This is a genomic window from Streptococcus ratti FA-1 = DSM 20564 (genome assembly GCF_000286075.1).
Lineage (GTDB): Bacteria > Bacillota > Bacilli > Lactobacillales > Streptococcaceae > Streptococcus > Streptococcus ratti.
The window spans coordinates 626,453-639,668 of the sequence record NZ_AJTZ01000005.1 but is presented as its reverse complement, the minus strand read 5'-3'; the positions used below and the strand labels follow the sequence as shown (position 1 = coordinate 639,668).

Annotated in this window: 13 protein-coding genes; 9 read left to right on the top strand and 4 right to left on the bottom strand. The window is 41.4% G+C overall.

The features are described 5' to 3' along the window. Positions 1-14: 14 nt before the first annotated feature. The 4 genes from SRA_RS05090 to SRA_RS05075 form a co-directional block, all read right to left on the bottom strand. Entirely contained in the window at positions 15-1,259 is a 1,245-nt protein-coding gene (locus SRA_RS05090) for an NAD(P)H-dependent oxidoreductase (protein WP_003088362.1), read from the bottom strand. A gap of 21 nt (positions 1,260-1,280) precedes the next feature. Beyond that, positions 1,281-1,883 (bottom strand): NADPH-dependent FMN reductase, encoded by a 603-nt coding sequence (locus tag SRA_RS05085; RefSeq protein ID WP_037611389.1) that lies wholly within the window; start codon positions 1,881-1,883, stop codon positions 1,281-1,283. Between the two features lie 25 nt (positions 1,884-1,908). Beyond that, a complete protein-coding gene (locus SRA_RS05080) occupies positions 1,909-2,844 on the bottom strand; it encodes an FAD:protein FMN transferase (RefSeq protein WP_003088360.1) in 936 nt (311 codons plus the stop codon). Positions 2,845-2,933: 89 nt separating this feature from the next. Further along, on the bottom strand, positions 2,934-3,119 hold the full coding sequence (locus tag SRA_RS05075) for a 4-oxalocrotonate tautomerase (protein ID WP_003088358.1): 186 nt from the start codon (positions 3,117-3,119) through the stop codon (positions 2,934-2,936). A gap of 590 nt (positions 3,120-3,709) precedes the next feature. Between SRA_RS05075 and SRA_RS05070 the strand changes: the two genes are divergently transcribed. The 9 genes from SRA_RS05070 to SRA_RS05030 are packed head-to-tail and all read left to right on the top strand — an operon-like array spanning position 3,710 to position 13,172. Continuing rightward, complete coding sequence (locus tag SRA_RS05070) at positions 3,710-4,285, top strand: thymidine kinase (RefSeq protein ID WP_003088356.1); 576 nt, start codon at positions 3,710-3,712, stop codon at positions 4,283-4,285. Positions 4,286-4,345: 60 nt separating this feature from the next. Continuing rightward, on the top strand, positions 4,346-5,425 hold the full coding sequence (prfA, locus tag SRA_RS05065; RefSeq protein WP_003088354.1) for a peptide chain release factor 1: 1,080 nt from the start codon (positions 4,346-4,348) through the stop codon (positions 5,423-5,425). Continuing rightward, complete coding sequence (prmC, locus tag SRA_RS05060) at positions 5,425-6,255, top strand: peptide chain release factor N(5)-glutamine methyltransferase (protein ID WP_003088353.1); 831 nt, start codon at positions 5,425-5,427, stop codon at positions 6,253-6,255. The genes prfA and prmC overlap by 1 nt, the downstream gene beginning before the upstream one ends. Then, entirely contained in the window at positions 6,248-6,838 is a 591-nt protein-coding gene (locus SRA_RS05055; RefSeq protein WP_003090674.1) for an L-threonylcarbamoyladenylate synthase, read from the top strand. The genes prmC and SRA_RS05055 overlap by 8 nt, the downstream gene beginning before the upstream one ends. Before the next feature lie 9 nt (positions 6,839-6,847). Continuing rightward, entirely contained in the window at positions 6,848-8,110 is a 1,263-nt protein-coding gene (gene glyA, locus SRA_RS05050; RefSeq protein WP_003088348.1) for a serine hydroxymethyltransferase, read from the top strand. After that, on the top strand, positions 8,107-9,084 hold the full coding sequence (locus tag SRA_RS05045; RefSeq protein ID WP_003088346.1) for a nucleoid-associated protein: 978 nt from the start codon (positions 8,107-8,109) through the stop codon (positions 9,082-9,084). The genes glyA and SRA_RS05045 overlap by 4 nt, the downstream gene beginning before the upstream one ends. A gap of 1 nt (position 9,085) precedes the next feature. Next, positions 9,086-9,691, top strand: coding sequence for a lysozyme family protein (locus SRA_RS05040; RefSeq protein WP_003088344.1), 606 nt, complete (start codon positions 9,086-9,088; stop codon positions 9,689-9,691). Between the two features lie 17 nt (positions 9,692-9,708). After that, entirely contained in the window at positions 9,709-11,442 is a 1,734-nt protein-coding gene (locus SRA_RS05035) for an ABC transporter ATP-binding protein (protein WP_003088342.1), read from the top strand. Beyond that, positions 11,439-13,172, top strand: a complete 1,734-nt coding sequence (locus SRA_RS05030; RefSeq protein WP_003088339.1) for an ABC transporter ATP-binding protein — start codon at positions 11,439-11,441, stop codon at positions 13,170-13,172. Before SRA_RS05035 ends, SRA_RS05030 begins: the two co-directional genes overlap by 4 nt. The last annotated feature ends 44 nt before the right edge of the window (positions 13,173-13,216 follow it).

Sequence of the window (13,216 nt, the reverse complement as noted above, 5' to 3'; positions counted from 1 at the left end):
ATTCAGAGTCATAATCAGTGTTCAGAAGCGCCAGAAGTAGCATCAGCAGCTCCTGCGCTGTGACCGCTAGCGCTGTCAGAGGCACCCGAAGTGGCATCGGCGCTGCTGTCAGAAGCTCCGGAGGTTGTGTCGCTGCCGACACCGCCGACCAATCTTTGACCGGTTGTTTGCAGATACCAGTCTAACCATGGTTTGAAGTTAAAGACAATTTCGTTAATACCTGCAAAAGAGCCATCATCATAGTACATTGCTTGATAATTATGTGTGTTGAGAACAGCAGGATTTGGGTTTGGAATCAGTGTGCGAACATACTCTTGATTGCCATTACGCAAAGTTCCGATTACCCATTCAACATTTTTCATCCGTTCAGGCGGAAGACTGTTGTGAACCGTTGACAAACGGCTGCCGGATTGGGACGGCACCCGTTTAGCAAACATAGTATCCGGATCCTGATGAGCATTATTATAGTATAAGAACTGATTGTTGTCATCAGAATAGGTTAGTTCAAACGGCATAGCTTTTAAGAACATATTGATTTGATCGACTGTCAAAATGCCATGGTCCAGTTTAACATAGGTATCACCTGAGACAGCTCCTGTAACCTCAGCAACTTTTTCAACCCATTCGGGATCGTCAGGGTCAACTTCTCTAACAGATGTTGCAATAGGATGATTGCAGTCTAAATCTTCTGGTTCAATTGGTTTTGGTTTTTGCAATTTTGATACCACTCCTACATAACTTACAAAATTATCTAAACAGGTTCCCAAGAATTCAACGGTCCCTTTGTTAATAATATTACCATCATCGTCAAAAGCTTCTTTGGCCTTGCCGAGCAGGAACTCATTTCCCGGAAGAGTATAGGCATTGACCCCTGGTGCATCCAGAATTTTTCTCAGATGAACCTGGGCGCGTGAGGTTCCTTGATCGTAATAGGAAGCTCCAACAATCATAACCGGCTTGTTTTCGAAAGGATGAACCTCACAGGACAGCCATTCTAAAACGCTTTTTAAGGCAGCAGTGATCGTGTGATTGTGTTCAGGAGTTGCGATAATGACACCGTCTGCACGTGTGATTTTATTGTACAGAAGTCTTAACTGAAAGCTTTCTTTCCAGTCTTGATCCTGATTGAACATTGGAACGTCATCAATTTCTAATACTTCCAATTCAAATTTTAATTTAAATTGTTTTCTGATGTATTCTAATAATTTGCGATTGTACGATTGCTCCGCATTAGAACCTACAAGTCCTACAAATTTCATCTTATATTTCTCCTTCTTGTCTTATAAACTTTCCCAGTCAAAGTTTTCAGCCTCTTTATGCAAAAGTTCTTGAGCGCTTGATAGTTTTTCAGTGATTTTAACGAAAATACGGAAATCATCAAAAATAGCGTCAAGTTTTTGGCAAGTCTCTAAATCAGCGAGATTGCCTTCATTGTCAAATGCCTGCAGAGAGTGAGAGAGTAAAAATTCATCCGGCAGGACATTGGCCTTGATTTCGGGAGCGTTGAGGATTTGCCGCAACTGCAGCTGAGCACGCGATGAGCCCAGTGTTCCGTAAGAAGCTCCTGTAATCATGACTGGCTTATTGAGAAGCGGATAAATACCGTAAGATAGCCAAGCTAAGGCACTCATCAAAGCAGCAGGGACAGAATGGTCATATTCCGGTGTTCCGATGATAACACCGTCGGCAGCTTCAATTTTAGCAGCAATTTCAGTTACTTGTTCGGGAAGTTTTTTGTCAGCTGGTTTATTGAACATAGGAAGATCTTTAATCTCGACTAATTCAATATCGGCCTTGTCAGCAAAGTGTTTTTGCATGTATTGCAGCAATTGGCGGTTGGTCGATTTTTTTGAATTTGTACCAACTAATCCAATAAGTTTCATCATGTTAATACCTCTTTCTTTAGATTTAGTAAAGGGGAATAAAAGTATTTTTTAAGCCGTCTGAGACGGCTAGGCGATTATCTCTGGTAATGATAATACCTTCGATATGTTCCATCTGATTGATTGTCTTCATAGCCAGTGGAATCGGCAGTCCAAACAGACGTGTTGTCCAAATCTCGCCGTCAAGCGAGAGATTTGAGATAATACTGAGACTTGCCATCTGTGTTTCAATCGGATAGCCTGTATTTTTATCAAAAATATGGTGATAGTCTTTTCCGTTGATTTGCAGATGGCGTTCGTAAATACCAGACGTGACAACAGACTGATTGTAGATTTTAACGATTCCGACATTTTGATTTCTCGGTCTTTTAGGGTCTTGAATACCAATGTTCCAGAATCCGCCGGGCCGCTTTGGATTGGGTCCAAAGGCCAAAAGATTGCCGCCCAGATTAATCATAGCAGAAGTAGCACCCTGCTTTTTTAAGTAAGCAATAATTTTATCAGCAATATAACCCTTAGCCAGAGCACCAAGATCTATTTTCATTCCTTTTTGGGATAAGAAGACCGTCTGCTTTTGAGCATTCAAAATGATATTGTGCGGATCGATGAGCTTTAATTTGTCATCTATCTGTGCCTGATTTGGCAGTTGGGCATCCTCAAAGCCGATGCGCCAAGTCTGTACCAGAGGTCCGATTGCAATGTTAAGGTTGCTGGGATTCGCTATACTGTGTTCTTTTCCAATCTGAATCAATTCAAACAAATCAGGATGAACAGCAACAGCTCTTCGTCCGGCCTGATGATTGACAGCCATTAATTCTGAATCATCACTGTTAGCGCTGAAGCGATGTTCATAGATATTTAAAAGTTGGCAAGCACTCTCAGTAAGTTCTTTGGCATAGCTGGCTTCAACCGCAATATCAATTGTTGTTCCCATCAGGTGCAAAGTTTGCTGTGCTTGCAATTTGTTCACCTCCTTGAAGAATTTCTCATCTATATGATAGCGCTTTCTGAAAATAAAATCAAGTCAAAATGAAAGAGTTAAGCATCGGCTTAACCTTTTTTCTTCATCTCACCGTGTGGGTAATAGGTTCCCTCTGGCATATCATTTATAAAGACGTGAATAGCTTCTTTGGGAGCTTTTGCAACACGGGAAACGACCTCAGTTACTTCGCGGGCAAGTTCAATTTTTTGTTCCTTCGTCCGGCCTTCAAATAAATCAATTTTAACAAATGGCATAAGTTTTCTCCTTTATTTAAGATACAAAGGGCGTGAAGAAAGCGAGAAGAAAATAGGAGCCTGACGCTGTGCGCTGGCGCATAAGGCAGGCTATCTTTTTCTCGACGCTTTTAGCCCGTGTTCAATTATTTAAGATACAAAGGGCGTGAAGAAAGCGAGAAGAAAATAGGAGACTGACGTTGTGCGCTGGCGCATAAGGCAGGCTATCTTTTTCTCGACGCTTTTAGCCCGTGTTCAATTATTAAGATACAAAGGCGTAAGCGACACAAAGCAAAATAAGCGGTAAGTCAGAAATCTGAGATTTCGTTGACGCACCCTCGTCAGGACGACTAGAACTCTCAATGCCTGCAAGGCGCAGAGAGTTCAGACGTCTACGACGAATTTAAAACCAAGAGGCTCAGGACTCTAGGAGAAGCTATCTTTGCACAGGGTCGTAGCCGTGTTCAATTTACAGTTAATATCTTTATTTTATCATATTTTCAAAGGACATGCCCCTTTTAAACTATCTTTTTATTGTAAAAACTCAGTGCGACTTTTTAGCTTTTATGATAAAATAGATGAGATACTAGTATGAGATGAGGTTAAAAGTCTTGGCGCAGTTGTATTATAAATACGGGACCATGAATTCAGGAAAAACGATTGAAATTTTAAAAGTTGCCCATAATTATGAGGAGCAGGGCAAACCCGTTGTTATAATGACTAGCAGTCTTGATACGCGGGATGAATTCGGTGTCATTTCAAGCAGAATCGGTATGCGGCGCAAAGCAATTCCCATAACAGATGATATGGATATTTTTGCTTATATTAACAGTTTTAAGGATAAGCCTTACTGTGTCTTGATTGATGAGTGCCAGTTTCTGAGCAAGAAAAACGTCTATGATTTAGCTAGAATTGTTGATGAGTTGGGTGTTCCGGTAATGGCTTTCGGCCTGAAAAACGATTTCCAAAATCATCTCTTTGAAGGTTCGCGCGAACTGCTGCTTATGGCAGATAAGATCGAAGAAATTAAGACAATCTGTCAATTTTGTTCCAAAAAGGCGACTATGGTGCTGAGAACTCAGGACGGGAAGCCTGTTTACGAGGGTGAACAGATTCAAATCGGTGGCAATGAAACTTATATCCCTGTCTGCCGCAAGCATTACTTTCATCCTTTAATCAAAGACTAACGTTTTTGATTAAAGGATGCTTTGCTGATGTATAAGTTCAAAGAAAGGTTAAATGGTAAAATGAATATTTATGATCAACTTCAAACGGTTGAAGACCGTTATGAAGAATTAGGAGAGCTTTTGTCAGATCCAGATGTGGTTTCTGATACCAAGCGCTTCATGGAGCTTTCGCGAGAAGAAGCATCTACTCGTGAAATGGTAACAGCCTACCGCGAGTACAAGCAAATCATCCAAAACATTGCTGATGCAGAAGAGATGATTAAAGAAGCTGGCGGCGATCCTGAACTTGAAGAAATGGCTAAGGAGGAGCTGAAAGAGTCTAAGGCCGCTAAAGAAGACTATGAAGAAAAACTTAAAATCCTCCTTTTGCCTAAAGATCCTAATGATGACAAGAACATTATTCTGGAAATACGCGGTGCTGCCGGCGGTGATGAGGCTGCTCTTTTTGCGGGGGATCTGCTCAATATGTATCAAAAATATGCAGAAAGCCAGGGCTGGAAATTTGAAATAATGGAGGCTTCAATGAACGGTGTCGGCGGCATCAAAGAAGTTGTAGCCATGGTTTCTGGCCAGTCTGTCTATTCTAAACTTAAATACGAATCTGGTGCTCACCGGGTTCAGCGGGTTCCTGTTACGGAAAGCCAAGGGCGTGTCCATACCTCAACAGCAACAGTGCTTGTTATGCCTGAAGTTGAAGAAGTGGAATACGAAATTGATCCCAAGGATTTGCGTGTGGACATTTACCACGCTTCTGGTGCCGGCGGTCAAAATGTCAATAAGGTTGCAACTGCTGTTCGGATTATCCACCTGCCAACCAATATTAAGGTAGAAATGCAGGAAGAACGGACGCAGCAAAAAAACCGCGATAAGGCTATGAAAATTATCCGCGCTCGCGTGGCAGACCATTTTGCTCAAATTGCTCAGGATGAACAGGATGCTGAACGTAAGTCCACGGTTGGAACAGGAGATCGCTCTGAGCGCATAAGGACTTATAATTTCCCACAAAATCGTGTAACCGACCATCGCATCGGACTGACTCTGCAAAAGTTAGATACTATTTTAGCGGGGAAATTAGATGAGGTTATTGATGCTTTGGTTCTTTATGACCAAACACAAAAGCTAGAAAAGCTGGGTAAATAATGAATTACGCTCAAGCTTTTGCTCAGTATGAAGCGGTCTTGGCTGCCAATGGTGTGGAAAAAGCGGCCTTGACCTATGTCTTTAATGATTGGAAGGATTGGAGCAGGCTTGATTTTATCCTTCATCAGTCCCACGAAATACCAGAAGCTGATCTTAGACAACTAGACAGAATCACGAAGCTGTTAAAGCAGCATATACCTGCTCAGTACATTACTAAAAAGGCTTATTTTGCAGATTTGACTTTGACTGTTGATGAGCGCGTCCTTATCCCGCGTCCTGAGACTGAGGAGTTGGTGAATCTGATTTTAGAGGAAAATCCAGACGAATCATTGACCGTTTTGGATATTGGGACAGGAAGTGGCGCCATTGCCATTGCACTGGCTAAGACTAGGAAAAACTGGCAAATCAGCGCCAGCGATATTTCTAAGAAAGCCTTACTGCTAGCTCAGGATAATGCTAGGGCTAATCAGACAGCAGTAAATTTTCTGCATTCAGATGTTTTTAGCCAGATTTCAGATAAATATGATATTATTGTTTCCAATCCTCCTTATATAGCCTTTGAGGACAGAAATGAAGTCGGTCAAAATGTGCTGCTGCACGAGCCGCACCTAGCACTGTTTGCTGATAATGAGGGCTTGTCTGTTTATCAAAAGATAGCTGAGGGTGCTGCTGAACACTTGACAGCTGGAGGCAGGATTTATTTGGAGATTGGTTATAAACAAGGGGCTTCTGTTTCTGAGATTTTCCGAAATTATTTTTCTGATAAACGTATCCGTCTTTTGCAGGATAGCTTTGGCAAGGATAGAATGGTTGTGATTGATGATGGATAAGATTGAAGAGGCTTTGCTGGCTGGACAGGCTGTTATTCTGCCCACAGAAACGGTCTATGGTCTTTTTGCCAGAGCTATGGATGCTAGGGCTGTTTCAAATGTCTATGCTCTCAAAAAACGTCCGCCGGAAAAGGCCATGAATTTAAATGTCTCATCTTTAGAGGAGATTCTGGCTTTTTCTAAAGAGCCCCCTGCCTATCTGGAAGCGCTCTACAAGGCCTTTTTGCCGGGACCTCTGACCATTATTCTAAAAGCTAACGAAAGAGTGCCGGTCTGGGTAAATTCTGGTCTGCCGACTGTTGGTTTTAGAGTTCCCAGACACCCACTAACATTAGCCTATATTAAGAAAACTGGGCCTTTGATTGGTCCGTCTGCCAATCTTTCCGGTCAGGCCAGCGGTTTAGTTTATGAGGAAATTCAATCAGCTTTTTCCCACCAATTACTGGGTGTTCAAGATGATAAAGCTATCAAGGGAAAAGACTCTACTATTTTGGATATTTCAGGCCCGAAAGCAAAAATTTTGAGACAAGGAACGATTGCACAAGCTGCTATTCAGGCGCGTGTGAAAGATATAAAATTTTAAGGAGAAAAAATGATTTTTGATAAAGATAATTATGAAACGTATGATGCAGAGGTATGGGAAGCCATTCATGCAGAAGAAAAACGACAGCAAAATAACATTGAACTAATCGCTTCTGAAAATGTGGTTTCTCAGGCTGTCATGAAAGCCCAAGGATCCATTTTAACCAATAAATATGCTGAAGGTTACCCAGGCCGCCGTTATTACGGAGGTACAGAATGCGTTGATATGGTTGAAAGTCTGGCTATCGAACGTGCTAAAAAACTTTTTGGTGCTAAATTTGCCAATGTTCAGCCGCATTCCGGCAGTCAGGCCAATGCTGCAGCTTATATGGCATTGATTGTGCCCGGTGACACTGTTATGGGACTTGATTTGGCTGCTGGCGGACATTTAACTCATGGTTCTCCAGTCAGTTTTTCTGGACAAACTTACAACTTTGTAGCTTACAATGTTGACCCAGAGACAGAACTTTTAGATTACGATCAAATTTTAGAACAGGCTAAAGAAGTTCAGCCTAAGCTGATTGTTGCAGGGGCTTCTGCCTACTCTCGTGTTATTGATTTTGCTAAATTCCGTAACATTGCAGACCAAGTCGGCGCTAAGCTCATGGTTGATATGGCTCATATTGCAGGACTTGTAGCAGCAGGCCTGCATCCAAGTCCTCTACCTTATGCCCATATTACAACAAGTACGACGCACAAAACGCTTCGCGGTCCGCGCGGTGGTCTTGTCTTGACCAATGATGAAGATCTTGCTAAAAAGATTAATTCTGCTATTTTCCCAGGGTTGCAAGGGGGACCTTTAGAGCATATTGTTGCTGCTAAGGCCATCACTTTCAAAGAAAATATGGATCCGGCCTTTAAAGTTTATGCGCAAAATATTTTGGATAACTGTCAAGCTATGGTTGAAGTTTTCAATGCTCACGAAAAGTTCCGCGTGGTTTCAGGTGCCAGTGAAAATCATCTCTTCCTTGTTGATGTTACACAAGTTGTTGAAAATGGTAAAGTAGCTCAAAATATTTTAGATGATGTTCATATCACCTTAAACAAAAACTCTATTCCTTTTGAAAAGCTATCGCCATTTAAAACATCAGGAATTCGCATTGGAACGGCAGCAGTAACAGCGCGCGGCTTTGGTCCTGAAGAATGCCGTAAGGTTGCTGAATTGATTGTTAAAACCCTTGAAAATACTGATAATGAGGCTGTTTTAGAAGAAGTCCGTCAAGAGGTTAAAGTTTTGACTGATGCCTTCCCGCTTTATGAGAATCTCGTATGATGGATTTGTACTTAAAAAAGGCTGTCATTCACCAATTCACGCCAGATGATACCGAGCTGATTTTTTCAGATAAACTTCTAACCATTACCCCTAAATTGGATGAGTATTTTCGAAAGAAAGTAAGCAGGGTTTTTTCAGATGAAGCTAAGCGGGGAAAATTTGATGAGGATAATGTTTTTCTCAGCTATCTCAGTAAGGACTTTTTGGAAAGCTCAAAAAAAGTCGCTCAGCTGTGGAAGGAAGAATTCGTCATCAGTGACAATCAAAAAACCAATGATTTGATTTTTATCCAATTTGACAAGGAAGGAATTGAGCATTTTGCCTTTTTGCGTATTGCTCTAAAGGAAAGTTTGGCACACATTACAGACGGCAGTGACAGCCCTATTCGCCTGACTCAAAATAATCTGCCCAGTGCTGCTCAGACGCCAGATGAAGCCTTGATTATCAATCGGCAAAACAGGCAGTACTATCTGATTGAAAAACGAATTAAGCATAATGGATCCTTTGCCAACTATTTTTCTGAAAATCTGCTTCAGGTTCAGCCTGAACAATCGGTTAAAAAATCCATTAAACTGATGGAGAAAACAGCTCAAAAAGTAGCTGACAATTTCAATCAGGATGATTTTGCCTTCCAATCTAAGATGAAATCGGCTATTTATAAAAATTTAGAAGAAGATCAAGAACTGTCTCCGGAAAAATTAGCCGATCAGCTTTTTGACGCTAATTTGACAGCACGGCTCACCTTTGTTGATGAGTTGAAAGAGACGATTTCAGAACCGATTAAGGTGGCTGATATTGACCACACCCGTCAAATCAAAAAATTAGAAAGTCAAAAGCTGTCGCTGTCAAACGGCATTGAGCTTTTGGTCCCCAACAATGTTTATCAGGATGCCGAATCAGTTGAATTTATTCAAAATCAAGATGGAACCTATTCTATTTTGATCAAAAATATTGAAGATATACAAAGTAAGTAATATGAAAAAAAAGCTAGTGAAAGTCATTCTTTTGGGTCTCTTGCTCTTTATTGGCTACCAAGTTTTTACGACCTATCAGAATGTCAAAAACGTTCTTGCTTACCGTCCTATGGTGCGGGAAATTTTAGATGAAAATGACACACGAACTAATGAAAATTTGGTTCTGGCCATGATTTATACGGAAACTAAGGGGCAAGAAGATGATCTGATGCAGTCTAGCGAAAGCTCAAGCGGTATCGCCAATACCATTACAGACAGCCGCGAAAGTGTCCGGCAGGGGGTGATGGTCTTGTCAGAAAATCTGGAAGAAGCTAAAAAGAAAAAAACAGATGCCTGGACAGCTGTTCAAGCCTATAATTTTGGTAAAAATTACATTGCCTATATTTCTAAAAACGGTGGCAAAAGCACTATCAAATTGGCAAAACATTATTCTAAAACTGTCGTGGCACCCAGTCTTGGCAACAAAAGCGGACAGACTTACCGTTATTATAATCTGGTTGCGCTCTTTTACGGCGGCGGTGAACTCTATAAGGACGGCGGCAATATTTATTATGCCAAGCAGGTCAAACTTAATCTTGCTTTGATTAGGTTTGTCAGCGCTTTTTAAAAGAAAGTGAGCTGAGGATGAAACACTTGTTTATTTATTTTAAAGGTTATCTCAAAGAAACCATTTTGGGTCCTCTTTTTAAGCTTTTGGAAGCTTCTTTGGAGCTTTTAGTTCCCCTAGTCATTGCCAGAATGGTGGACAGTTACATTCCTCATAACGATAAAAATCATCTCTATTTGATGATTTTCTTTCTTGTTTTGCTGGCATTTTCCAATATTATTGTAGCTATCATTGCTCAATTTTATTCTGCCAAGGCAGCTGTGGGTTATACCAAACAGCTCAGCCGCAGTCTGTTTGAAAAAATAATGCGTCTGCCCAAAAAAAGCCGGGATGAACTGACGACATCAAGCTTAGTAACGCGGCTGGTCAGTGACACTTTTCAGATTCAAACAGGGATTAACCAGTTTTTACGCCTTTTTTTGAGAGCCCCCATCATTGTTTTTGGCTCTGTCTTGATGGCCTTTTTAATAAATCCGAGAATTACCATTTGGTTTTTCCTCATGGTTTTTGTGCTTTTTGCCTTGGTTTATCTGATGTCTATTGTAGTAAACCCGCTCTATGACAGGATTCGGCATCTGACCGATAAAATAGTTGGACTGACACGCGAACAATTAGAAGGAAGCCGTGTTATTCGTGCCTTTGGACAAATACAGGCAGAAGAGCAGCAGTTTCAGCAAACCAATCGGGCTTATACTGATTGGCAGATTAAAACAGGTTATATCGCAGCTTTAATAACGCCTTTAACCTATCTGGCAGTCAATGTGACCTTAATCATCGTTATTTGGCAGGGACATATAGCTATTTGGAGCAATGATTTAAGTCAGGGAATGCTGATTGCTTTGGTTAATTATCTCCTGCAAATTCTAGTAGAGCTTTTAAAACTGACTATGCTGGTTTCATCCTTAAATCAAAGTTTCATCAGTGCCCAGAGAATCGCTCAGGTTTTTGAACAAGAAGATGAAGATATAAGAGCTTTCTTACCTGTTGATTCAGCGTCTGACGATATTCTTGTCAAGGTCAATGAAATGAGTTTTTCTTATCCTCAGGCGGCTAAAGCAGCCTTAAAAGATATTTCGTTTACCATTCACAAACAAGAGTTTTTCGGCATTATCGGCGGAACAGGCTCTGGCAAGTCCAGTCTGATTCAACTTTTGCTGCGACTTTATTTACCGCAGCAAGGACAGGTAACTGTCTTTAATAGTGGCAGCAGTGCCCGTACGATTAAAGAGTGGCGGGATTGGATCAGCCTTGTCCCGCAAAGAGCTGAGCTGTTTAAAGGAACTGTTCGTTCTAATCTAACACTTGGTCTGGATAAAAAACCAACGGATGAGGAGCTCTGGAAGGCGCTTGACATGGCGCAGGCCAGCGATTTTGTCCGGCAAAAAACAGGTCAGCTGGATGCTCAGGTGGAAGCCTTCGGCCGAAATTTTTCAGGTGGTCAGAGACAGCGGCTGACAATTGCCAGAGCTTTGCTGCGTGACAGGCCTCTGCTTATTTTGGATGACGCAACCTCAGCGCTGGATTATTTGACAGAAGCAAGACTCTTATCTGCTATTGAAAAAAATCTGCGAAAGACAAGCCTTATTATGGTTTCTCAAAGGACCAACAGTCTTGCAAAAGCAGATCGTATTTTGGTTTTAGATCAAGGCAAGCAAGTTGCTCTTGCCAGTCATAAAAAACTGCTGGAAATCTGCCCGCTTTATCAGGAGATTCACTATTCGCAGCATGCAAAAGAGGAGGGTATCCAATGAAAGCAAGAAACAACAGAGATACTCTCAAACGTTTAACAGCCGACATGCTGCAGCAAAAACTCCTAGTTGGCGGCGCCTTGCTTGGAACCTTTATCCAAGTTGGTTTAACCGTTTATCTGCCGGTTTTAATCGGCCGGGCAGTTGATGCGGTAGTTGCTAAAAATGTTCATGAGCTTTTGCCGATAATTCTAGGCAAGATGATTTTGGTTGTTGCTTTTAATACGTTGATTCAGTGGTTCAATCCTCTCATTTACAATCGGCTGGTCTTTGCTTACAGTCAAAAATTGCGTCAAGAACTGATCGAAAAGCTCTACCGTCTGCCTTTGTCCTATCTGGACAGCCACTCTGCCGGTGACTTGGTCAGCCGAATGACAACAGATGTTGAGCAGCTTTCAAATGGCTTACTGATGGTTTTTAATCAGTTTTTTGTAGGGATTTTGACGATTCTGTTCACCATTTTGACTATGGCTGAGCTGGATCTTTTAATGATGGTTCTGGTATTGGCACTGACGCCGCTTTCTTTATTCGTTGCTCGTTTTATCGCTCAAAAAAGCTATCGTCTCTATCAGAGCCAAGCAAGGGCCAGAGGTTCTTTTACGCAGCACATTGAAGAAAGTCTAAGACAGGAAAGTCTCATTCAGACCTTTAATGCTCAAGAACAGTTCATTGATACCTTTGATCATCTTAATAATACATATGCCAGATACTCACAGGGTGCCATCTTTTATTCGTCAACAGTCAATCCGGCTACCCGCTTTATTAATGCCTTGATTTATGCATTGTTAGCCGGTATCGGAGCTCTGCGGATTATTAGTGGGAGTTTCACTGTCGGACAGCTAACTACTTTTTTAAATTATGTCACTCAATATACCAAACCTTTTAATGATATTTCATCTGTACTGTCAGAATTGCAAAGCGCTCTAGCCTGTGCCGAACGTCTGTACATGATACTGGACGAAGAAGAAGCTAGAGATGAAGGGCGACAAGAATTGGAAAGTCGATCGGTCAAAGGAGCTATCACTTTTGATAATATCAGCTTTGGATACAGTAGCAGGCAAACCTTGATTAAAAACTTGTCTCTTACTATTCCTCAAGGTTCCAAAGTGGCAATCGTTGGTCCTACAGGAGCCGGTAAATCAACCTTGATTAATTTGCTGATGCGTTTTTATGAATTGCAAAGCGGTCAGATTCTTTTAGATGGGGTACCAATAACGGCTTATAGTAAAGCTTCTTACCGTCAGCAGATTGGCATGGTTCTGCAAGAAACCTGGCTGAAAACGGCTACTGTCCTTGAAAATATTGCTTTTGGCTGGCCTCAAGCAAGCCGTGAACAGGTTATTGCAGCGGCAAAAGCAGCCAATGCCGACTTCTTTATCAAGCAGCTTCCTCAAGGCTATGATACCTATCTGGCGGATGCCGGTGAATCACTGTCACAGGGACAGCGGCAGCTTTTGACCATAGCACGGATTTTTGTACATATTCCTAAAATCCTGATTTTAGATGAAGCAACCTCATCTATTGATACGCGTACAGAAATTTTAATCCAAGAAGCCTTTGAAAAACTGATGAAAAATCGAACTAGCTTTATCATTGCCCATCGATTATCAACTATTCAAAGTGCAGACCTTATCTTAGTTATGGTGGATGGCAATATTGTTGAACAAGGCAACCATAAAGATTTAATGCAGAAGAAGGGTGTCTATTATCAGATGCAGACGGCACAAAATTAATTATTGCTGCTAAGGCTAAGGCCTATTGTGCTGCAACTATAAAA

Excerpts from the sequence above, each read along its gene's own strand:
- SRA_RS05090 (WP_003088362.1), bottom strand. The coding sequence starts at position 1,259 with ATGAAATTTGTAGGACTTGTAGGTTCTAATGCGGAGCAATCGTACAAT.
- SRA_RS05085 (WP_037611389.1), bottom strand. The coding sequence starts at position 1,883 with ATGAAACTTATTGGATTAGTTGGTACAAATTCAAAAAAATCGACCAAC.
- SRA_RS05075 (WP_003088358.1), bottom strand. The coding sequence starts at position 3,119 with ATGCCATTTGTTAAAATTGATTTATTTGAAGGCCGGACGAAGGAACAA.
- prfA (WP_003088354.1), top strand. The coding sequence starts at position 4,346 with ATGAATATTTATGATCAACTTCAAACGGTTGAAGACCGTTATGAAGAA.
- prmC (WP_003088353.1), top strand. The coding sequence starts at position 5,425 with ATGAATTACGCTCAAGCTTTTGCTCAGTATGAAGCGGTCTTGGCTGCC.
- SRA_RS05055 (WP_003090674.1), top strand. The coding sequence starts at position 6,248 with ATGGATAAGATTGAAGAGGCTTTGCTGGCTGGACAGGCTGTTATTCTG.
- glyA (WP_003088348.1), top strand. The coding sequence starts at position 6,848 with ATGATTTTTGATAAAGATAATTATGAAACGTATGATGCAGAGGTATGG.
- SRA_RS05045 (WP_003088346.1), top strand. The coding sequence starts at position 8,107 with ATGATGGATTTGTACTTAAAAAAGGCTGTCATTCACCAATTCACGCCA.
- SRA_RS05040 (WP_003088344.1), top strand. The coding sequence starts at position 9,086 with ATGAAAAAAAAGCTAGTGAAAGTCATTCTTTTGGGTCTCTTGCTCTTT.
- SRA_RS05035 (WP_003088342.1), top strand. The coding sequence starts at position 9,709 with ATGAAACACTTGTTTATTTATTTTAAAGGTTATCTCAAAGAAACCATT.
- SRA_RS05030 (WP_003088339.1), top strand. The coding sequence starts at position 11,439 with ATGAAAGCAAGAAACAACAGAGATACTCTCAAACGTTTAACAGCCGAC.